Annotated in this window: 17 protein-coding genes; 12 read left to right on the top strand and 5 right to left on the bottom strand. The window is 43.8% G+C overall.

Translation table 11 applies throughout. The features are described 5' to 3' along the window. From HS105_05535 to HS105_05520, 4 genes are read right to left on the bottom strand one after another with little or no spacing between them, the layout of a single operon-like run. Positions 1 to 3,384, bottom strand: coding sequence for a strawberry notch family protein (locus HS105_05535; GenBank protein ID MBE7516055.1), 3,384 nt, complete (start codon positions 3,382 to 3,384; stop codon positions 1 to 3). Continuing rightward, complete coding sequence (locus HS105_05530) at positions 3,381 to 4,079, bottom strand: hypothetical protein (protein MBE7516054.1); 699 nt, start codon at positions 4,077 to 4,079, stop codon at positions 3,381 to 3,383. Before HS105_05530 ends, HS105_05535 begins: the two co-directional genes overlap by 4 nt. Continuing rightward, a complete protein-coding gene (locus HS105_05525; GenBank protein ID MBE7516053.1) occupies positions 4,076 to 5,017 on the bottom strand; it encodes a methyltransferase in 942 nt (313 codons plus the stop codon). Before HS105_05525 ends, HS105_05530 begins: the two co-directional genes overlap by 4 nt. 9 nt (positions 5,018 to 5,026) lie before the next feature. Next, complete coding sequence (locus HS105_05520; GenBank protein MBE7516052.1) at positions 5,027 to 6,163, bottom strand: hypothetical protein; 1,137 nt, start codon at positions 6,161 to 6,163, stop codon at positions 5,027 to 5,029. A gap of 66 nt (positions 6,164 to 6,229) precedes the next feature. Between HS105_05520 and nth the strand changes: the two genes are divergently transcribed. Next, positions 6,230 to 6,868 (top strand): endonuclease III, encoded by a 639-nt coding sequence (gene nth, locus HS105_05515; protein ID MBE7516051.1) that lies wholly within the window; start codon positions 6,230 to 6,232, stop codon positions 6,866 to 6,868. Here the strand turns inward: nth and HS105_05510 are convergent. Beyond that, positions 6,855 to 7,070, bottom strand: coding sequence for a hypothetical protein (locus tag HS105_05510; GenBank protein ID MBE7516050.1), 216 nt, complete (start codon positions 7,068 to 7,070; stop codon positions 6,855 to 6,857). The two genes, nth and HS105_05510, sit on opposite strands and share 14 nt — an antisense overlap. Positions 7,071 to 7,100: 30 nt before the next feature. Between HS105_05510 and HS105_05505 the strand changes: the two genes are divergently transcribed. From HS105_05505 to HS105_05455, 11 genes are all read left to right on the top strand, one after another. Next, positions 7,101 to 7,733, top strand: a complete 633-nt coding sequence (locus tag HS105_05505; protein MBE7516049.1) for an SOS response-associated peptidase — start codon at positions 7,101 to 7,103, stop codon at positions 7,731 to 7,733. A 72-nt stretch (positions 7,734 to 7,805) separates the two neighbouring features. After that, entirely contained in the window at positions 7,806 to 8,237 is a 432-nt protein-coding gene (gene umuD / locus HS105_05500; protein ID MBE7516048.1) for a translesion error-prone DNA polymerase V autoproteolytic subunit, read from the top strand. Next, positions 8,234 to 9,499: a Y-family DNA polymerase gene (locus HS105_05495; protein ID MBE7516047.1), complete on the top strand. Its 1,266-nt coding sequence runs from the start codon at positions 8,234 to 8,236 to the stop codon at positions 9,497 to 9,499. Before umuD ends, HS105_05495 begins: the two co-directional genes overlap by 4 nt. Positions 9,500 to 9,706: 207 nt before the next feature. Beyond that, positions 9,707 to 11,167 carry a hypothetical protein gene (locus tag HS105_05490; protein ID MBE7516046.1) on the top strand — a complete coding sequence of 487 codons (1,461 nt, stop codon included), beginning with the start codon at positions 9,707 to 9,709 and terminating at the stop codon, positions 11,165 to 11,167. A gap of 18 nt (positions 11,168 to 11,185) precedes the next feature. Continuing rightward, on the top strand, positions 11,186 to 11,653 hold the full coding sequence (locus HS105_05485) for a hypothetical protein (GenBank protein MBE7516045.1): 468 nt from the start codon (positions 11,186 to 11,188) through the stop codon (positions 11,651 to 11,653). Positions 11,654 to 11,655: 2 nt separating this feature from the next. Next, positions 11,656 to 13,158, top strand: coding sequence for a hypothetical protein (locus HS105_05480; protein ID MBE7516044.1), 1,503 nt, complete (start codon positions 11,656 to 11,658; stop codon positions 13,156 to 13,158). A 16-nt stretch (positions 13,159 to 13,174) separates the two neighbouring features. Next, positions 13,175 to 16,594: a hypothetical protein gene (locus HS105_05475; GenBank protein MBE7516043.1), complete on the top strand. Its 3,420-nt coding sequence runs from the start codon at positions 13,175 to 13,177 to the stop codon at positions 16,592 to 16,594. 108 nt (positions 16,595 to 16,702) lie between these two features. Continuing rightward, positions 16,703 to 17,371: a hypothetical protein gene (locus HS105_05470; GenBank protein MBE7516042.1), complete on the top strand. Its 669-nt coding sequence runs from the start codon at positions 16,703 to 16,705 to the stop codon at positions 17,369 to 17,371. Then, the gene (locus HS105_05465; protein MBE7516041.1) at positions 17,364 to 18,947 is read left to right on the top strand and encodes a hypothetical protein; all 1,584 of its coding nucleotides are present in this window, start codon (positions 17,364 to 17,366) and stop codon (positions 18,945 to 18,947) included. The genes HS105_05470 and HS105_05465 overlap by 8 nt, the downstream gene beginning before the upstream one ends. After that, positions 18,947 to 19,573, top strand: a complete 627-nt coding sequence (locus tag HS105_05460; GenBank protein ID MBE7516040.1) for a hypothetical protein — start codon at positions 18,947 to 18,949, stop codon at positions 19,571 to 19,573. Before HS105_05465 ends, HS105_05460 begins: the two co-directional genes overlap by 1 nt. Continuing rightward, positions 19,570 to 20,217, top strand: coding sequence for a thermonuclease family protein (locus HS105_05455; protein MBE7516039.1), 648 nt, complete (start codon positions 19,570 to 19,572; stop codon positions 20,215 to 20,217). Before HS105_05460 ends, HS105_05455 begins: the two co-directional genes overlap by 4 nt. Positions 20,218 to 20,220 lie beyond the last annotated feature (3 nt).

The following is a 20,220-nucleotide window of genomic DNA, read 5'->3' as shown; positions in this document are numbered from 1 at the left end:
TTAGCCCAACGAATTAAACTCTGGTTGTCGAATCAAGTCTGCGACTAAATCTATATCGGGTTCAATGAGCCACTCAGGAAGTTGTATAGGTTCATCCTTGGCAAATATCTCATGACTCGTTTCAATCTCAGTCAGCAATCCAGACTCGCTTGAATCCGGCGGATATAATTCGATGACCTTTTCAAGGCAAGCAATTGCTGAAGGCTCATCTTGCGGCAGAAAGAATCGTTGCTTGCCGTGCTGGGCGATATTGACAAGCCCTATTTCGCGCAGCTCCTTGATCTGATCGAGAGTTGACGGGCAAACTTCGGTTAGAAGCATCCCCTGAAATCGTGCAGTCCTAATTTCAATATCAGCGATAAGTTTGACCGTGTTGTGCTCAAAATCAGTTATTCGGAGGACTTCTTGGGCAGTTGTCGGAGTTTTCGACCTCAGACCAAAATGCCTTCGTATATCCACCAGCCATTCGTCGGATATCTTTACCCCGACCAGCCGCATACAGTCGTCCGTGGTTGTCCTCACAATATTGAGGGCATCTTTGCTCAAAGTTTTGAGATATTTCCAGATGGGGAGCAGTGCTCCGCTCAGCAAATGAACCGTTCTATGTTCAAACTCCGGGATCTTGTCCTCTTCCTCGATCCACCATTTTTCTGCTTTCGTTTTGGGGACGACTCGGTATTTTTGGTTCAGTTCTCGCTCAGGAATATACGAAAGATTTCTGCCCACGGGTTTTGAGATCGAATACATTTGGTATCTTTCCCCGGTTTCCGGATCGGTATGCGAAAGAGTCTTGCGGACAGCAACGAAAGTACCGTTCTCTCTATGCTGAAAGAACTGGTGGATCTCGTCCGAGGCAAGTTCGCGGAATCCAGCCGGCTTTGTCGCAACTTTGAGGATCAGATTGTAATACACCGTTTTCGCACCGGTTAGAGCATCGTTATGAAGCACCTTCGGCGGCTCGGCGATCTTAACTGAAACGGCTTTGAGGTCTTCCATGCCGTCGTCGAGCTTGCCCTGCTGTTTTAAATATTCAAGCGTCTCCTGAAAGGTCGAGTAAAAATAGTCGAACAAAGCATTCTGCCTTTCTACTTCAAGCGAAAGGAGCCTGTTCAGGAATCTTGGAATATTAGTCTTCTCGCTGTCCGGAACATCTTCGACTCCATCGACAGTTTTTGTAAGCCCCATGTCACGCACAGCCTGCTTAGCATCGTCAAGACCAGGCACTTCTGTGCCCCGCATTATGTTCGACAGAATAATATTGAGTGCAGAGCGGCCTTCCTTTGATTCTAGATTGTATTTATCAAGATTGCCCGCCTTTTCCGCTTTTCTATCACCCTTGGTAAGAGCCCCCATATTCCCAAGCCTGCGGGCAATGGTAGCGGAAAATCGTTTTTCGCCCCCAAGTTCGGTAAAGACCAAAAGATACACGGGAGGGGCAACCTGTCCGGTTCTGTGCGTACGGCCAAAGTCCTGTATCTGCTTATCGGCTGACCATTTCAATTCGGCGGCAATATGAAGGCGGCGCTGCTTGTTCCCGACATTACAACCGGCATGAAGGCTGTCACCGGTTGAAGCTACCTCGGACATTATGGCTATTCTCTTGTCGCCGTTCTGAAAAGCGTTCTTCTCATGCAGATTGATCAGCTTCGACGGAACGCCGGGAAGTTGGCGTGGCCTGTATTCAAGGGTTCCAGACATCGTTCGGATAAGCCTTTTCTTGCGGCCGGTCATTTCCGAGACATTTTCAACTCCAAAATAATTTACAAGCTGATCAAGCGGGTGTTCAGGAACTTCAAGAATAGAGAGTTTATCCAGAAGTTCGCTTCTTAACTGTAAAGCCGCACGGCTCTCGACCTGATTTCCATCGGCATCGAGAACAGGAATGTATTCGGTCGTGCCGCTGTATGGGTTGGTGCGTTCCTGAAAGCAGGCGGTCGGGAAGCAGCTGGCAACAAGCCTTGTCAGAGTTTCACGCGGGCTAAAATCGAGGCTGTCAATTGCTTCTTCCTGATCAGCTCCCCATTCGATCTGTTTCTTTGTCTGGCTCTCACCGGTGCCGGTAATCGAAACGACAACCGACTCTGACCTGCCAAGTGCATCTTCTATCTCCCGTATGAGCGTCGGCACTTTGAATGCGGTAATCAGATTCCGAAAACATCGTTGATGCTGGGCCCAAAATTGATTGACCGCCTGAGCTCGTGTGGCCTTGCCGGAATTTGTAAGATCAAGCGCCCGGTGAATATTTTTGAATACCTCCTGCCATCCTTGAGCCATGTTGTCATACATTTGTCTCTGAGCAGGTGTAAGCCAGTGCGTCACCTCTCGAAATTCAACGGCAAGGCCCGACTTCGGATCGATTCCCATACTCAGGTTTCCGCAAAGGTACCGGCCCATCGCCTTCAGGTCGCGGCAGACCATTTCGAGTGCACCAACGCCGCCGGATTCAATCTCTTCTGCGAACTGCTCAAAACCAAGCGGGAAATTCGTGCCTTCTCCCCATAATCCGAGCCTCGACATATAGGCAAGATGTCTTATCTCACCTGCCGAGGTAGCCGAAGAATAGACCACTCTCAGATTCGGGAAACGGATCGGATCTTGTATCTCAAGAACTGCCGCACCGGTTTGGGTTGACTTGCCGCGATCATCCGCAAACGCATATTTGGCTTTATGCCCCTCGTCGAAGATTACAACACCGTCTTTACCCAACCAATTAATAATTTGATCGATCCGGCGATGTCCGACTTTAGAACGAGCAATCAGTGATCGGTATGTACAGAAAAGTATGCCGTCACCGAACGCGATATCGCTGTCAGACTGAAAATCGTTTATCAGTTTTATCGGCGGTTTAAGTCCGAGTCTTTCAAACTCATCCGAAACTGCTTCAATGAGATCGGCTTTTACCGAGAACCAAACAGAGCGCCTTCGCCCGTGAAACCAGTTATCCAGAACGATCCCGGCCAGCGACGCTGTTTTACCCGTACCCGTTCCGTCTCCGATGCTGATACCGGCACGCGCTCCGTCGCTGAGCCTCTGATGATGAGCCTGTCCGGCATAGATAATTCTCTCAAGCTGCATTGCCGACAGTTTTCCACTCAAAGCAAGTTCGCTAGGCAGATGTGGCCGGTAAGTTATCGATGGTGGTTCCACATTAGCGAGTCCCGGGGTTTCAACTATTACTCCTGGGTGTTGAACTCCGCCGGCGACGAATCTGGGTGCGTAGGCCAGTATATGACCCGTCTTATCCGACTCGCTCGTTTCTACGGATACAGTGGCCGATGCCGCCCCTGAAAAAGGCGCAGGAATGTCCGCGGATTGTTGGTAACTTGATAACATTTCTTCGTAGTTGGCAGCTTGAATTGAAGGCGGGAGGCAAATTGGATTCAATCGACATCGTAGCCGATGAAGTTTTCATCGTTAATGAGCAGGTAATAATAACCGTTGCCGCAACCTGCATATTCCAATGACAAGAAACCGCGAAAATCGCCGGTCTCGGCGTTGTATTCGGTTTCTATCGAGATGTCGTATCCGGCAAACTTGGCCCAGCGACCTGTGATAATCATCCTTGCTAACTTGGCCCGAATGCATTCGCGGAGCTCTTCGATTTCGCGCGGATACTTTTTGGCAACTCGGTTCAACGAGATCACCTTGCCGTCGAGATTGGTTCCGGTCGTTATGTGCAGTTCGTACAGCGTTTTCGGCCGCTTTTCTTTAGCCTTTTCCCATGAGTTCGGCTCAACAAGAACATTTTTCCACCCATGGTAATCCGGCAGCGCCAGACACTCGCGGATGAATGGATTCGTAAAACTTGCATCGCCTGCCATCCGCTTGTACTTTTCGATAATTCGGTAATCCTTTCTAGCTTTCTCTTCACCGGTCAGCGGAGGCTGAACATTGATGAAGTACTTGAAGCGCTCCACATCAGGTTCGAGCAAAATGTATCCGCGTCGGCTGCTGCGTGGTTTGAATCGACACAGACTTCCGCTGTCAGAAATAAAGAATCTGGTTTTCCTGCCACTGGCATCAACGGCGCCGATGATCGAGCCGTTTTTGACGGCTTCGTGAAGTTCCCGGTAGTTCATATCTTTTCAGATTTGATTGCGTCGAAAGCTGCTTCGACACTTTGGAAGTTCTCGTGATTGTCAGTGTGAACATCACTAGCCGGTTCGTTGACTGAGAATTTGTGACCAAATATCAAAGTCACGCCGACGGTTGTGCCGTTCCGGTAATACTCGCGACCGGGGAGACTAATCGATCTGGCAATGCGAATGACGGGCAAAAGCGAGTCCCAGAATAGCTTGCCTGATAAACTTTTTGGTGATCCGCCATCCCCAAGGATAACTGCAAACTTGCCTCCGCTTGAGAGACGCCGAAGTGCGGACTCAACATGCCGAAGCCCGAACTTGTTACGATTCCGAACTACGCGCCCACCGCTTGATGAGAACGGCGGGTTGATCAGAACAACGTCCGGTGCAATACTCTCAGGCAGAAGGTCGTCGATGAACTCGGCATTTTGTCCGGTAGGCTCGAATCCGATCAGTTTCGTAAGTTGTTGTCTTCTTGGATCTATTTCATTAGTAACAACAGTCGCTCCCGCTGCCTTTGCCCAAACAGCAAGACTGCCAGTACCGCATGACGGCTCAAGCACAGTGTCATTCTCGTTCAAATTCAGTAGATATGCTGAGAGGTACGCGATCTGTGCCGGCGTGGAAAACTGTTGATAAGTTATCTGATTTGCACTTCGCCAGGTTTGGCTTGGAAGTCGCTCTTGCAGAGGTCGAAGAACTTCGTCGCAAGCTTTGGCCGGTTCGCCTGAAGAAAGTAATTGTCTCCCGGACTTTCTAACGATCAGCAGATTCAAGGCAACTTCGGCAATCTCGTGACAAAGGTGCGGATCTGTCAATAAGTAATCAGCTTCTTCAGCACATATCGCAAGTAATTCTCGGTTATTTATCGCTCGTTGCTCAACATCTATGATTTCGATGATCTTTTCAATTGTCGCTAAAGAGCACTGCTGCATAATTTACCTTCACAACTCTGCCTGCCGCTCGTTTATTTTCTGAAGCATTGACAACTGATGTTGAGCCTCTGCGAAACAACTAGGCGAAAGTCTATGAAGCCATTCGTCAACTGACATGGATTTCAGTTGATAGCCTGCTAGCAGAGCTTCGTCAATTCCTTTGGATGACCCATCCCAAGTGATGACCTTCACCTCATCGTGATAGGCTAACGATGCTTGATCTTCGTAACGTAAACGAATTAGTCCTGCCAGTGCCCTCGCAACATGTGGATTAGTAAGGTTATCGATATCGAATGCGATCTCCAGTTTTTTATGCCTTGCAGTTTCGATTATTTCTCGATGAGAGCACGCCACACCACTGTTCCCGATGACATATATGTCTCTAAGGAAATTCTGCGCAGTAGCTGCCTTTAGAGCACCTTCGGTAACAAGAACTGATTTATTCGAGAATGATCCCGGAGTAACATGATGCAATGGCGATCCCGGTCCGCAACCGCCAGGTTTGCTTGCAGAAGACAGCCACACATAATGCCCTGATTTATTTGGCACATGCCTCATAAAGCGAATTTGACAGGCCTGTATCTTTCCATCAATTCCAACAAATGGGATCAGCATTAAATCATCATTGATATCATATTCGCTCCAAAGCCGGATTCTCCCGCTGCTATCTTTCCAAAAACCCGGAACTCCGATCAGCTCGGCAGATTCCATTCCGAGTTCCTTTATGATCAATTCACTTAGAATCTTCCGATCAACTGCGTTCTTCGGAAGGCTTCCATATCCAGAAATGTCCGAAATTCCTCTCTCAACCAGACCACCTTTGCCATAAATTATTTCAATATTTGACGCCGCAAGAGAAAGTTCAATCAATTTTCGATAGACACGATCTCTAAGGTTCGGATCTGATGAATGAATTTGATGTGGATATTTTCTGTCTGCTTTTTGTTTTGGCCGATTTGATGTGCTGTACTCAGGAACAAAGTGATAGTAAATTCCCCAGCCGTGACCGCTGATGCGGTCGGATCGCGTTGTTGATCGAGCGCAAAATGAGATCGATTCATTTCGCGTAAAACTGCACCAGTCGGGTTTGCCGCAAACACTGCAAGGACGCTTTTTTGAAACACGTTTATAGCCAGTTTGCCACATTTCGGACCTCAAAGATTTGCCTGCCGCTCATTTAACGGCGAAGTTTAGTTATATAATTGATGCATGATGGTCGAAGACAGGAAAAAACACACCGCAGAAATTTCAAAGAAACTGAAGAAACTCTATCCAGCTCCAGTCGTCGAATTGGACTACTCAACGCCCTTTGAACTGTTAGTAGCATCGCTCCTAGCCGCCCAGAATCGAGACACGACAATAAATAAGATCACCACGAACTTATTCAGAAAGTATAGAGGCCCAGCGGATTACCTTTCGGTCGAATCTTCGGAACTTGAACAAGATATTCATCTGTCGGGATTTTTCAGACAGAAAGCGAAGGCGATAAAAGCTCTGTCACAGAAACTCGTTGTTGATTTTGGCGGCAATGTTCCTGAAACTATGGACGATCTATTAACACTTCCCGGTGTAGGACGAAAAACCGCAAACGTGATCTTGAGCTTTGCAATTGGAAAACCCGCAGGAATTGTTGTTGACACTCATCACATCAGGTTATCGGAACGACTTGGTCTCTCGGAACAAAAACTGGGTGACAAAATTGAAAAAGAAATGGTTGAGATAGTGCCCAAGAAGGATTGGGTTATCTGGTCAAGTATGATCACGCTCCACGGAAGGAGGATATGTGTTGCAAAGAAGCCAAAGTGTGACGAATGTGTTCTAAACGAGATCTGCCCGTCTAGTCAGGTATGAGTTCGAGACTGTGAACGATCTCATCATTTGGAAAGCCGACGAGCCGCCGCATACCTTCGATCCCACCTATCGTGGCTTCAACTTCATAATTCACAAGGACACGATCACCAGGCGACAACTCTTCGCCGTCATCGTCAAAATACAATATCAGGTTCTCATTACCCGATAACAGCGTTTCTCCTGAAAATTCCTCTGTGCACATCCGTAGTTAAAGTTTACAATATTATGATGTATGTGCAACCGGTATCGAACAGCAAAAGACATTGAGAAATTGCGGACGATCTTCGCGAATGCTCCGGATGAGTGGTTCGAGGATTCAGATGATCGGTACGACTCATTTTTTCCTAAGAGTACTGTGCCTGTTTATTTGCGTGTTAGGGGTGAGGAAATGTTCCGGAATTTTCAGTGGGGAATACACCCTTATTGGGCAAAAAACAAGAGTCAGATTTTGACCAACACAAAATCCGAAGAGGCTCTTAACAAGCCGACATGGACCGACTCGTTTAGAAAACGTCGATGTCTGATGCCTGCCACATGCTTTTTTGAACCCACGAGAGTAGATGGCAAAAAATATCAGGTTGAATTTACCCTGAAAGATGGTTCGCCTTTTGCGTTTGCCGCAATTTGGCAGAAGTCTGAGATCGACGGTGAAAAACTCAACTGCTGTTCGCTGCTCACGTGCGAACCTAATGAGTTAGTTGGAGAAATTCATGGAAGAATGCCGGTTATTTTGACTCCGGCGTATTTCGATACCTATTTGAACACTCCGCCTGAACAAGCCGAAAACCTGATTGAACTCCTCCAGCCATTTCCATCCGACCTGATGCATGGCATGTTTGAATCTCCTCAAAAGAGTTCCGCATAGAACCTCTCAGCGTGTTTCATAAACCAGCCAAATTTGCCAAATCTGTTTCATCTGTGATACACGTGAAACATTATGCAATTCTACGTTCCTTCCATGAATTCTAGTCCGATCGCATTACCGCTGGTCGAATTCCGCGTTCCAGCAGGCTTTCCGTCGCCAGCAGCAGATTACGTTGAAAAGCGCATCGACATCAACGATCTTTTAATCAAAAACCCCTCTTTTACGTTTTTTGCTTACGCGGATGGTGACTCAATGACACCTTCGATTCAAGACGGAGATCTGATGGTGGTTGACAGGAAAGCTGAACAAAACAACGGATGCGTAGTGCTTGCGTCCGTAAACAATAATTTCTGTGTGAAGCGACTTTTTCGTTGGCCTGACGGCTCGATTGAACTAAGACCTGAAAATCCAAAATACGAATCGATCCACCTTCCATCCGAATACGAAGGCGACTTCGAGATTTTCGGGAAGGTGATCTTTTCAATACACAGTCTGCAAAAGTGAAAGCCGTTGCCCTAATTGATTGCAATAATTTCTATGTATCCTGCGAACGTCTTTTTGAACCAAAATTGAACGGCAGGCCGGTTATCGTCTTGTCCAATAACGACGGATGTGTTGTGTCTCGCTCTCAAGAAGTGAAAGACATGGGCATACCGATGGGAGTTCCGCTATTCCAAATTAGAGAACAGGTCGAGCGTAACAAGATTGCGGTTTACTCAAGCAACTATACGTTGTACGGAGATATAAGCTCACGCGTTCATGAAGCGATCTCACATTTTTCCGATCAGGTTGAGAACTACAGCATCGATGAGGCGTTTGCTGAGATCGAAGCGAACCAATTTTCAAAGTCATTCATGGCTTCCGGGATCGAGATCAGGGAGAGCGTAAAGTGCTGGACAGGAATCCCGTCAAGCGTAGGCATTGGCCCAACAAAAACTCTCGCTAAGATTGCGGGCAGTATTGCCAAAAAGTCTCCAACGGGCGTATTTAATCTGACTGATAAATGTTTGTTAGAGCAGGTCTTGGATCAGACTGATATCATTGATATATGGGGAATTAATAAAAGAACAGCGGCAAAACTCCAAAGAATCGGGATAGTCTCAGCCAAGCAATTACGCGATATGGAATTGCGTGATGCAAGAAAATTGCTCACGGTCGTAGGTGCGCGACTTGTCGAAGAGCTCAGAGGAAATCCCTGTTTGAATCTGGAACTCATTCAGCCACGCAAAAAGAATATCTGCAGCTCGCGATCATTTGCGGGTGAAGTAAAGACCTTTCGTGAAATGGCGGATTCTGTTATCCACTATCTTTCGACTGCTGCGGAAAAGATGCGAAGACAGAAACTTAATGCCAGCGCTATAAGCGTGTTCATTGAAACAGCCAGGTTCAAAGAGAAAGGGGTTTATGCAAACTCAGGAACCTTGAAGATCCAGCCGACTGATTCCACCCTTGAAATGATCCCTCAAGCCTTGCGAATCCTGAAGGCGATCTACAAACCTGGATACGGCTACCGAAAATCAGGCGTTCTGCTTCTTGGACTTCAACCTATCGAGGGAGAAACAAAACGGCTATTCGATGAAGCAATCTACCTTGAAGACAAAACCTTGATGTCAGCCATCGACGCGATAAATCTCAAATACGGCCGAGGGACAGTTAGATTTGGATCGGCCCAAAATAGACGAGAACAAAATTGGCACACGAACAGGAATTTTCTCTCCAAGTCATTTACGACCAATCCAGACCAGTTCCTAACAATCTATGTTTGAATGATCTGATGTATTGGTTGCTTTTAAGAGCAATACTTCACTATATTTCAAGCACCGTCTTGACATATAAGCTATAATTATGACACCATTTAGCGTTATTATGTAGCTAACTGTAAGGTTAGTTACCTAGCAATTCGGGCCAATTTTCTCTAAAAAAATAACGCAATTCTGCCACCTAGTGAATGTTGCGCTAAAAAATGGTTGTTTATGAGGGTATTCCTGACATCATTGGTTTTGACTGTAACAATTATAAGTTCATGTGCAGCAACAGATGCACTACGGCTGCAAAATCAAGCTGTTATGTTTGCTACAAGTGAAAAAAAACTTGATCAATCCGAGTATGATTCTCTCACTGAAATTATTTTGAAGTCAACTGATGGGAGCTTAGAGAGGTTTTTAACTGAAAATGGGAAACAAGTGGATCATCCCAAATTTGTTCAGTACCTCAAAACCCTTTTTGAAACTAAGAAGATTCCGATAAATCCGCAGGATATTTGGCAACCGACTAATTCTGATGTGACCGCGAAGTTCAACGTAAATGTTTACATTGAGAATTCGGCAAGCATGGACGCATATTTTGCTGGTGTCACTGAACTGGAAACGGTTATTTATAATATGCTTGCTAATTTGAAAATTAGCGGAGTGTCTGAGGTGACCAGCCTGAGTTTCGTAAATAGTAAGGTGACATTTTCGAAGGATAATATTTCGTCTCAAGAAATTGATAATTTGATCACAAAGATTGAACCAGAAACATTTCGAAAACTTGGCGGAGATAGAGGGGTCACGGATATCAAAGATGTAGTTAAGCTAGTGTTAGACAAGGTGGATGAAAAGAATGCTGCAATATTAATATCTGACTTTGTTTTTTCACCCGGGAAGAATGCCAACGCTCAAGATTATTTAAATAACCAGACTGTTGGTCTAAAAATCAACTTCGCCGAGAAGCTCAAGGAACTTGATCTGGCGGTTGCCATAATTCAACTCTCATCCAATTTTAATGGGAACTATTACGATCGAACCGGTCAGATCCACAAACTCAATTGTCAGAGACCATATTACTTGTGGGTTATTGGAAGCACAGATCAGGTGCGAACATTGCTCCATAAGAATATTTTGACAGACATCAAAGGAGGATACCTAAATAGAATTGTTTTTTACTCAGATAAGTCCCCAGAGACGTTGGATTACAAGATCCAGTTCAGGCCACAGTTCGGAGATTTACCTGATGGAGCTAAAGGTCCGATAACAAAAGCCAAGGTTTCAAAAGACGGCACATTTGGGTTCAACGTCGCAGTGGACTTTTCCCGGAGTCTGCAAGATATGAATTACTTTCTTGATCCATATATCTATCGTGTCAGTAACAATAGCTATAAACTGTCGGTTGATGTGGTGTCAAGCAACGACAATTCGTTAAGTGGCTATACCCATATGTTGAAATTTGTTGCCGATAACGTAAATGAGGAAACATTGACAGTTGATGTGATGAATGGAATTCCAACATGGGTTACTACATCAAATTCATCCGATGACTTGTCGATTGCGTGTGAAAATGACGAGAGTAAAAAAACGTTTGGTCTGAAGAATGAGGTCGATGGGATTGCAGAGGCTTTTTATTCTCAAAATAGGGTTGCACCTCTAGGCTCATTCTCAGTTTCAATTAGAAAATGAGATTCACCAAAAATTAGAATGAACGATATATTTGCGAGCATTTTCGAATGGTTTGGGTTATTTTCGGTGTACTCCGTTGATCTGGGCGACCACCTCCGAGGCTTGGATATAACCTGCAGTGATTATGTAGGCAGTCCACTTTATACCTACATCGGTTGGATTGTGCTTGGAACCGTATTTGGATTTTATGTACTCATTTACCATGTGATTAACAATCCTCGCTTCAATAAACGTGGTCATTGGTGGGTAGCCGCAACAGTACTCATTTTAATTAATTTTCTTGTTGCTTTCGGGTGGGCGTTTAAAGACCTAGATACAGGTAACTATTGCAACAAGCTTCACTTTTCAACGGCGGATTGTGTCTTCTTTGGGTTGTCAGTGGCATTTTGGAGTCTTCTCGCATTTGGCGTTCTCACTGCGTTGCCATATCCACGAAGATTGGCTGGTTACAATATGACAGAGACCACTCTCTGGAAACCGAAATAATTATGGCACGTTTGTTCATTTTTGCAATTGGTGGAACTGGCTCAAGAGTTTTGAAATCTCTTGTCATGCTTCTCGGAGCAGGTGTAAAGGCTCGCTCTCAACGAGAGTATGAAATAGTTCCAATTGTGATTGATCCGCATAAAAGTAATGATGATCTTAATCGAACTATTCGCCTGCTAGAGAATTACCAAAAGATAGTTGAATCTGTTGGCACTGAAAATGGCTTCTTTGCAACTAGGCTTACTACTTTAGACAAACTTTCTACTACTGATAGTCGACTTTCTAGTGCTTTTACGTTCAATTTGCAGAATGTTGTAAATACAAAGTTTCAAGAATATATATCTTTCTCAACTTTGTCGGAATCAAGTAAAGCATTGGTTGATATTTTGTTTTCTGGTAAATCTGTCGATAAACGGGGGGATTCCATCGATCTCTTGGACGTCGAAATGGATATTGGGTTTGTTGGTAATCCAAATATTGGAAGTGTTGTTCTGAATCAAATAAAAGATTCTGATGAATTCAAAGAATTTGCATCAAACTTTGGCTCCGATGACCGCATTTTTATTATCAGCTCTATTTTTGGAGGAACTGGTGCTGCGGGTTTTCCGACAATTCTTAAAAACATTAGAAATGCCGACAAGCTCCAAGGGATTTCAAGTAAAAAATTCCTTAAAGACTCCAAAATTGGTGCCATAACTGTATTGCCGTATTTTAACATCGAAACTGATGATAAAAGCCCGATTCAGAAATCACACTTTATAGCAAAAGCTCGTTCCGCTCTTCACTATTATAAGGAAAACATAACTGGCAACAAGTCAGTAAACGCACTTTATTATATCGGGGATGACTTCACCGGACGTCCATACAGGAATGATCCGGGAAATAACGGTCAACAGAACGATGCCCATTTTGTCGAAATTGCATCGGCTCTTGCAATTTTTGACTTTCTTGAGATGGGCGATTCTGAATTGGAGTCTAGAGATGGACGCGCAGTTAATCCAATTTATAAGGAATTCGGCATAAAAAACGACATAGATAACATCACTCTGTCACACCTGGAAGATCCAACTGAGGATTCCATAGGAAAAGAACTCGCACAATTCACATTATTCTATAAATTCATCCAAGGGCAGTTTAGCTCATCGATCGGCAGAGAGCCGTGGAGCCTACAATCTCCAAGTATTGACAATCAATTTACGCAAAATAGTTTTTTTAGAACTAGCATACAAGAGTTTTTTCAATCATATGAGCAATGGTTAAAGGAGATGTCCTCCAACAGAAGAGGATTTTCACCATTCGACTTGGATGCTGACTTGGTTAAATTGATCAGGGATAAAACTGCTAGTTCCGGCATCCTTAATGGAAAACTTGATTATCCTAAATTTAATAGCTATTTGAACAAGGTTTCAAACGGAAAATCGTTCGCTTCTTCACAACAAAAGTTAATAAAAATCTTCTTTGAAGCGACTAATTTGATCATGAAAGAACGTTTCGGTTCGAAATGAGTTAAAACTAACACTTATGGGAAAAACTTTTGGATATACAAGAAAAGCTGGGAAAGATTGGTTCCGTTCAGATGAGTACGGAGATAAGGAAATCGAGTCCCTAAAGGACCCGGAAGGAGGCATAGAGGTTTATTTACCGACGGCCATACCATCCCCATTTGCTAGGTTTGATCTTGTTAAGACGGCCTTCTCAAATATCGCTAAAAGTAAAAACCTTAAAAAGGAAGTGGCTGGAAATGGAGATGTAATCGCCAGCCGAACCGATGAGAAACTTGTTTCGGACTGCCTCGATTTAGCTGAATTGCTCTTTAATCGCGACTCTATCCCTGGAGGTTTGGAGATTCTGCCTTGGCAACGTAGTCGGGAGCTTGGACTTTTAAAGGATTCCACACCTGAACACCGGCGCCTTGCGGAGACCCTTGAACTGTATCTTGACCAGGACGCAGATGCTTATAACTTTGGGAATTTAGATACTCTTTATATTTTCAAGTATGAGCATAAGGTGATTGGTTGCACTTCGCCAGCTACTTTGTTTGTCACGTCTGGAAATGACCTCTCAAGCGCAAAGATAAGGTTAACTACAAACGATGTCACATTCGATGATTCTTATACGCCGCTGTACGAACGGGATAAGGAATTTCAGCGATATTTTCACTCGATTTTTATTGCGAACCCTGAACTCCGGACACGAATGAAGGTTGTTTATGAATATCTCCAGAGTAATCTCAAATACTTGGAGCAGTACGACCGTGACCTCTATTCCCAATTGATGGAACTGACTGAAGAGAACTATTCAAGCAGCTACTCCGAGTTGACACTTACCGGCCCTGGGCACCCAGTTACAGTTTCGGGAGTAACACTGAGAACCCGAAAGCGATCAGATATTGAAACCGCTTTGGGAGCAAGTGATTTTTGTATAGCGGCGACTATACCATTAAATGGCCCTGCTCCACTTGTCCTCCAGAATGATCTGACTCGGCCTCTCAAATACGCCAGCGATCGTTGGGATCAAGCAACAACTGTTCCATATGTTGATAAGGATGGTTTAGAATCTCGAAGGCTTCCTGGCATTAGGACAAAGTACCCATATCTGACCGTAAGTGATTTCCTGGAGCCTTACTTAATAAGGCTTGTATATCCTCTGCACAGTGAAAAATTTTTTGACGGGAATGTAACAGCGACGGGTGAGGAAGTCAAAAAAGGATATTTGCTGCCGCTAAAGCGACAGTTCTTCGACTACTTTACGACTGCGGACTTATTAACCAGGTTGCCCGACAAACCGCAAATTACTATTTCAAATGGCTTAGGGGAATCTGCAAAAGTAGTCTTGAGAATTCCGATTCAAAAGAGCGATGAACTTATAACGTTTGAAAGGATATATTACCCGGCTCCTGAAGATCAGACACCACCTACGGATGAGGTCAACAACAAAGGGGTAATTGTTGAGCATCAATTTGGTATAACGATATTTCCGTTTGTAAAGCCTCAAAATAATGATGCTTCATTTTATAGAATCCAACTAATCGACCGAAATGTTTCTGACAACTTGAAAGACACCTCATATGACATCAAGTTTTATTCGAATGGTTTAACAGATTCGGTTAAACCACAGGCGGTAAAATCCAGAAGTAACAAGGCACAAGAAGGGGCGAATTCCAAATATTATGCCTTGGATAAGCCTTTTGACTTCATACAAGTTTCTACCTCTGGTTCTGCGATGTCGGGTGTGATCATCCCTAAATGGCCTCTCTCTACCCGCGGTAGCAAACAATTTAGTTTTGCAATTGATTTCGGAACGACTAATACACATGTCGAGTACAAGGAGGACTCCGGACAACCTAAACCATTTGACATTGGTTTAACCGACCTTCAGATCGCCACTCTTTTCCACCCTGACAAGACAACTGATGACTTTGCCGGATCGAGCGCAATTGCCATTCGGGAATTGATCGAAGATGAGTTTGTCCCGCATGTCATTGGCAATGAGTCACAATTCAGATTCCCCCAACGCACTGTCATTTCTGAGAGTCCCACATTGGATATTAAGACTCAAACCTGGGCTCTTGCCGACTTCAATATTCCATTTGTCTATGAGCGGAAACGTCTATTTGCAAAAATTCACTCAAACCTAAAATGGGGGGATCGTGGTCATGATAACGAAATCAGAGTGAAGAGATTTCTTGAGAATTTGGTGATGCTCTTGAGAAATAAAGTGCTCCTGAATGAGGGAAATCTTGAAACCACTAAGATCATATGGTTCTATCCATCCAGCATGACACCTTGGCGTAAAGGACAACTTGAGGGGGCGTGGAAAGAATTGTGCGAGCAATATTTTGGACAATCAGTGGCACCGATCGGGATTCCTGAGTCTATCGCTCCATTCTATTACTTCAAGGGGAGCACTCGGATACAAGGTGGCATTCATAAGCCGGTAGTTTCGATTGATATTGGTGGCGGCACCACTGATGTGGTCGTTTTTAAGGATGGACCTTTGCTGCTCACTTCATTTAAGTTTGCTGCAAATGCTCTCTTTGGCGATGGATTTAGCAAAAACGGGGCAGCCAGTTCGAACGGCTTGATTTCTAAATACTATCCTCAATTTAAACAATTGCTGGAGAACAACAACATTCCTGATGCGGTAGCTGCATTGACCTCAATCAAAGAAAATAACCGCTCAGAGGATATTAACGCATTTTTCTTTTCTCTTGAGAATCATGCCCGGATAAACGATCCGTCTTTGTTTTCTTACAACTCATTGTTAGCAAATGACACAGATATCAAGATACTTTTTGTGTATTTTTATTCGGCGATAATTTTTCATATTGCTAATTTGATGAAACATGAGGGAATAGATCTGCCAAAACATTTGGTATTCAGTGGTACGGGTTCAAAGGTATTAAGCATCATTGCACCAGACCATGATGCTCTCGCAACCCTCTCTAGAAATATCTTTGAAAAGGTATTTGAAAGAACATTTGATAGTGATGGTATGACTGTGGAAATGGAGAAAAATTTCCCAAAGGAAGTCACTTGCAAAGGCGGTTTGATGTCCAATCCAGAAGACCTTCGCATCAACCCTCATGAAATAAAGAGAATTCTAACCTGTCTTGAAGACGAAGGAGTGGTAGGTCTTACGGAAGCTGATTTGACCGATGCTAGGAAGCAAAAGATTGTTGATTATATCGTAAAATTCAACTCCCTGTTTATCGATCTGAATAAAGAAGTGAATTTTGCGAATAATTTTGGAGTGTCTCCCAACTCTTTAAGAACCTTTTCAAAAGAGATCAATAAGCACCTCCGCGATTTTCTTGAGGATGGACTAAAATTTAGCCACGATTCCGAAGGAGCTGGTGATGACCAAGCCTTTGGTGAAACACTTTTTTTCTACCCGATCATTGGATCGATCAATTATCTTTTGAACAAGTTGACGGCTTAAATTGCTTTGAACTGATTGATGAGTGAAATAATATACAGCATCTTATATTACATCGCATTGGTGGTCTGTATGGTCCTCTTGGGGTTCCTCGGAGCGTACCTTTTTGCAGTGTGGAAAAGACTGGAAGAAACGGCAAATAAAGCCAGGATTGGAGCAGACAATGCAGGTCTTCGAGCAAAGGAAGCCTGGGATAAAATTAATAAGTTTCTTTCAAACCAAAACGTAGCTTCTAGTTCGAATGTGTCGTCAGCGACTGCTTTGAAGGCATATCTGGAAAAAAGCATCGACCGATTGCACGAACAAATAGAGGTATTAGAAAGCAAGACTGAATCACTTCACAATGAAGTAATTTTATTGCGGAACAACCAAAGTTATTCGTCAATCAGAGTGGAAGACATGAGTGCACAAAGAGGCTGGAATTCCGCTTATTCGGCAACTAAAGCCGACGCTAGTAAGGATAAAGAGGTAATCTTCCTTACGACACCAAGTGACGAGGGGACGTTTGACGCGACAACCGCTCAAACAACATACAAAGATCAACAAACCGTCTACCAACTTACCAAACGGACCTCAAATCTAGGGTCATTTCAGATAGTAGATAAGGATGGGGCTATTGCTTCAGCTCTACGATACCCTTACAAAATGATCGATCCGGTTTGTGATTCTGAAAATGCAAATAGCAATTCAAGATCAATTACTACAGTTGAGCAAGGAGAAGCGGAGTTAATTGAGAATAAATGGAAAGTAACCAAGAAAGCAAAGATCCGTTATGTTTAGGTATATTGAATTCATCGTTGTTGGAATTATTCTGATTCTTCAATTCCGGAGTTTTTTTAAGACCCGGAAAGAGATACGTGTTTTTCAAGAAAGTATCCCGGAATCCGATCAGTTATCAATTGATCCGCAGTCGATTCAAAACGGCGTAATTACATTTACAGAAGAATGCAGTTCAATATTTCAACAAATAGTAAATTCAATAAATGAATATTTAAGAAAAAATCGCTCCGGTGTATCAGATTTCAATCTAATTCGGGACATAGTGGATAGAGAGGTCTATTCACTAGAGGAAGGAGTTTATTATAGAGTTTCCACACCTTTATATCTCGGGTTAATGGGAACGATGGTTGGAATCATTGTTGGCCTTATGGACATGTCCATCCAGTCGGATGCCCTGACAGGTGAGATCGCTAACGAAGCCCTTGGCAGCGGAATTTCAAGTTTACTTTGGGGCGTGCTGATCGCGATGATTGCGAGCCTTACTGGCCTAGTTCTAACGACTGTCAATTCCAGCTTTTTCTTGCCTCGGGCCAAGCAAAGAATTGAAAAGAAGAAAAATGTTCTTTTCTCACTCATCCAAACAGAACTCTTACCTGTTGTTAACCAAACGCTCAGCTCGAGCATCGAGGCGTTACATAGAAATTTAACCAAATTCAATGGCGAGTTTAGTGCTAACTTAGGTAAGCTTTCCGGTATTTTTACTCAGAATTATGATGCCCTGAAGATTCAGGAAAGCATTCTTGAGGATTTGCAGAATCTTGACGTCGCGGCACTCGCAAAATACAACGTTAAGGTCTTTAAAGAAATAAAAAGTAGTGCCGCAGAGTTTGAAAAATTCAACATATATTTTTCTAACTTAGGGGCTTTTTTGGACACATCAGCAAAATTGGTTACAGTTTCCAATGAACTTCTTGGGCGAACAAACAAATTTGAGACGATCGCAGACACTGTTCAACTTCGACTTACTGAAAGTGCTGCCTTATTGGCATTTCTGGGACGCCACTTTCAGAATCTGGAATCCTACAAGACTAGTACTGAGCAATCCATTGCCCGAGCTGGCCATGACATTTCTGACCTGATGAACGATCTGAAAACTCATTTAGGCAGTTCTACAGAGTTAGTTCGAGACTTTACCATCCAAGAGGTGGATCTATTAAAAAAGACTCTTAGTGAAGGTCGAACCAGTTTGGCCGAACTTCAGTCCATGGGTGAAATTGTTCAAATGTTATCGGATATACGAGATGGTATTACTTCGCTAACAAGTCCCATCGAAAGGCAAGGCACAAACCAGACCATCGAGAACACTTTCCCTGCTTCTCATCTTGGTGGTGAAACTCAGATGATTGCAGCTGCTTCAGAAACTACGAATGGAGACACTCCAATTATGTCACGTGAGAAAATCGAAGACACTTTGGCCCCACTTAATGCTAGTTTTTCAAAACACAATGAAAGAATGATGGATTTACTGGTTCAACTCCGCGAAAATGCTGTGCAGTCTAAGAAAATATTATCACTCCTCGAAAAGCAAGATAACGGCACGATGTTCGGTTTCATTCGTTCAATGTTTAGAAGATAATGTCATCTCGCAGAAGCACATTTTCATCAAGTTTTTTCTGGCCTAGTTTTACAGATCTGATGATAAGTCTGTTTTTTGTAATGCTTGTACTCTGTGTCCTGACCTTCGTAAGATTACGAATTGAGCAACAGGCTACTGAAGCTCAGTTAAACAGAATCAAGGAAATACAATCTGGAGTTCAAGCACTGCCGAAGGAGTATTTTACATTTCAACCCGAGTTTAAGAGATTCACGCTAAATCGTGAGATCCAATTTCAAATAGGCAAAAGCGAAATTGTTGATGAATACAAGGATTTTCTCCTCAAGGTTGGACGCAGTATAGAAGAACTAATTTCGAGGCTGAAAGAGCAATATCGTAATGATGATATTAAGTACATGATTGTTATTGAGGGTATGGCTTCTAAAGATGGTTACCCTCTAAATGATGAGTTGAGCTACCAACGCTCTTTAGCTCTCGCTAGATTGTGGCAAACCAATAATATTGTTTTTGATCCGAACGTATGTGAACTCCAGATTGCCGGAAGCGGCGTAAGTGGTGTTGGGCGATATTCCGGTGACCAAGAGTACAAAAATCAGCGTTTCCTAATCCAAATTCTCCCTAAGATTGGAGACATTGATACGAAATGAGAAATGAGATCAAATGTGTTTTCCTGCTCTTCGTTGTCCTCGGTCTAGCCACTAGCGGTTGTTCTCGCTCAGGCCGATGGAAGGAGCCTCACGAATCGAGTACACGCCGCATTTCGGATACCTCTTCCACGCCGCAACTAGCCACATCAGCGACGCCAGTAGTTAAACCTAATCTAAACGAAAACAATGAAGGTGATATTCTCCCAAAACCGACTCAACCCGGGAAATTCCATTATGAAGGCAAGGTAGTTGGTATTATTGACGGAGATACAATTGACGTGCTCGATTCTGAGAATCAATCACACCGCATTAGGTTGGCTGGAATAGACGCACCTGAATCACGCCAGGATTTTGGAAGCCAATCCAAAGCTCACTTATCGTCATTGATCTTTGGAAAAACGGTTTTGGTCGACGGGAATAAGCAAGATCGTTATGGACGCCAAGTAGCCAAAATACTCCTAATGGCTGAGGACATAAATTTAGCTCAAATCAGTGCCGGATTTGCATGGCACTACAAGAGGTATGAAAAGGAACAAAGTCCTCATGATCTTAAACTCTACAGCGAAGCGGAGTTGGCAGCTAAGGCAGGCAAGGTTGGTATTTGGTCATTACCTAACCCGATCCCGCCGTGGGAATTTAGATGACAT

The sequence above is a fragment of the Chloracidobacterium sp. genome (genome assembly GCA_015075585.1).
Taxonomy (GTDB): Bacteria; Acidobacteriota; Blastocatellia; order Pyrinomonadales; family Pyrinomonadaceae; genus OLB17.
The sequence above is the reverse complement of the archived record's forward strand: the minus strand, read 5'-3'. Positions and strand labels throughout refer to the sequence as shown.

Excerpts from the sequence above, each read along its gene's own strand:
- HS105_05530 (MBE7516054.1), bottom strand. The coding sequence starts at position 4,079 with ATGAACTACCGGGAACTTCACGAAGCCGTCAAAAACGGCTCGATCATC.
- HS105_05525 (MBE7516053.1), bottom strand. The coding sequence starts at position 5,017 with ATGCAGCAGTGCTCTTTAGCGACAATTGAAAAGATCATCGAAATCATA.
- HS105_05520 (MBE7516052.1), bottom strand. The coding sequence starts at position 6,163 with ATGTGGCAAACTGGCTATAAACGTGTTTCAAAAAAGCGTCCTTGCAGT.
- nth (MBE7516051.1), top strand. The coding sequence starts at position 6,230 with ATGGTCGAAGACAGGAAAAAACACACCGCAGAAATTTCAAAGAAACTG.
- HS105_05510 (MBE7516050.1), bottom strand. The coding sequence starts at position 7,070 with ATGTGCACAGAGGAATTTTCAGGAGAAACGCTGTTATCGGGTAATGAG.
- HS105_05505 (MBE7516049.1), top strand. The coding sequence starts at position 7,101 with ATGTGCAACCGGTATCGAACAGCAAAAGACATTGAGAAATTGCGGACG.
- umuD (MBE7516048.1), top strand. The coding sequence starts at position 7,806 with ATGCAATTCTACGTTCCTTCCATGAATTCTAGTCCGATCGCATTACCG.
- HS105_05490 (MBE7516046.1), top strand. The coding sequence starts at position 9,707 with ATGAGGGTATTCCTGACATCATTGGTTTTGACTGTAACAATTATAAGT.
- HS105_05485 (MBE7516045.1), top strand. The coding sequence starts at position 11,186 with ATGAACGATATATTTGCGAGCATTTTCGAATGGTTTGGGTTATTTTCG.
- HS105_05480 (MBE7516044.1), top strand. The coding sequence starts at position 11,656 with ATGGCACGTTTGTTCATTTTTGCAATTGGTGGAACTGGCTCAAGAGTT.
- HS105_05475 (MBE7516043.1), top strand. The coding sequence starts at position 13,175 with ATGGGAAAAACTTTTGGATATACAAGAAAAGCTGGGAAAGATTGGTTC.
- HS105_05465 (MBE7516041.1), top strand. The coding sequence starts at position 17,364 with ATGTTTAGGTATATTGAATTCATCGTTGTTGGAATTATTCTGATTCTT.
- HS105_05460 (MBE7516040.1), top strand. The coding sequence starts at position 18,947 with ATGTCATCTCGCAGAAGCACATTTTCATCAAGTTTTTTCTGGCCTAGT.
- HS105_05455 (MBE7516039.1), top strand. The coding sequence starts at position 19,570 with ATGAGAAATGAGATCAAATGTGTTTTCCTGCTCTTCGTTGTCCTCGGT.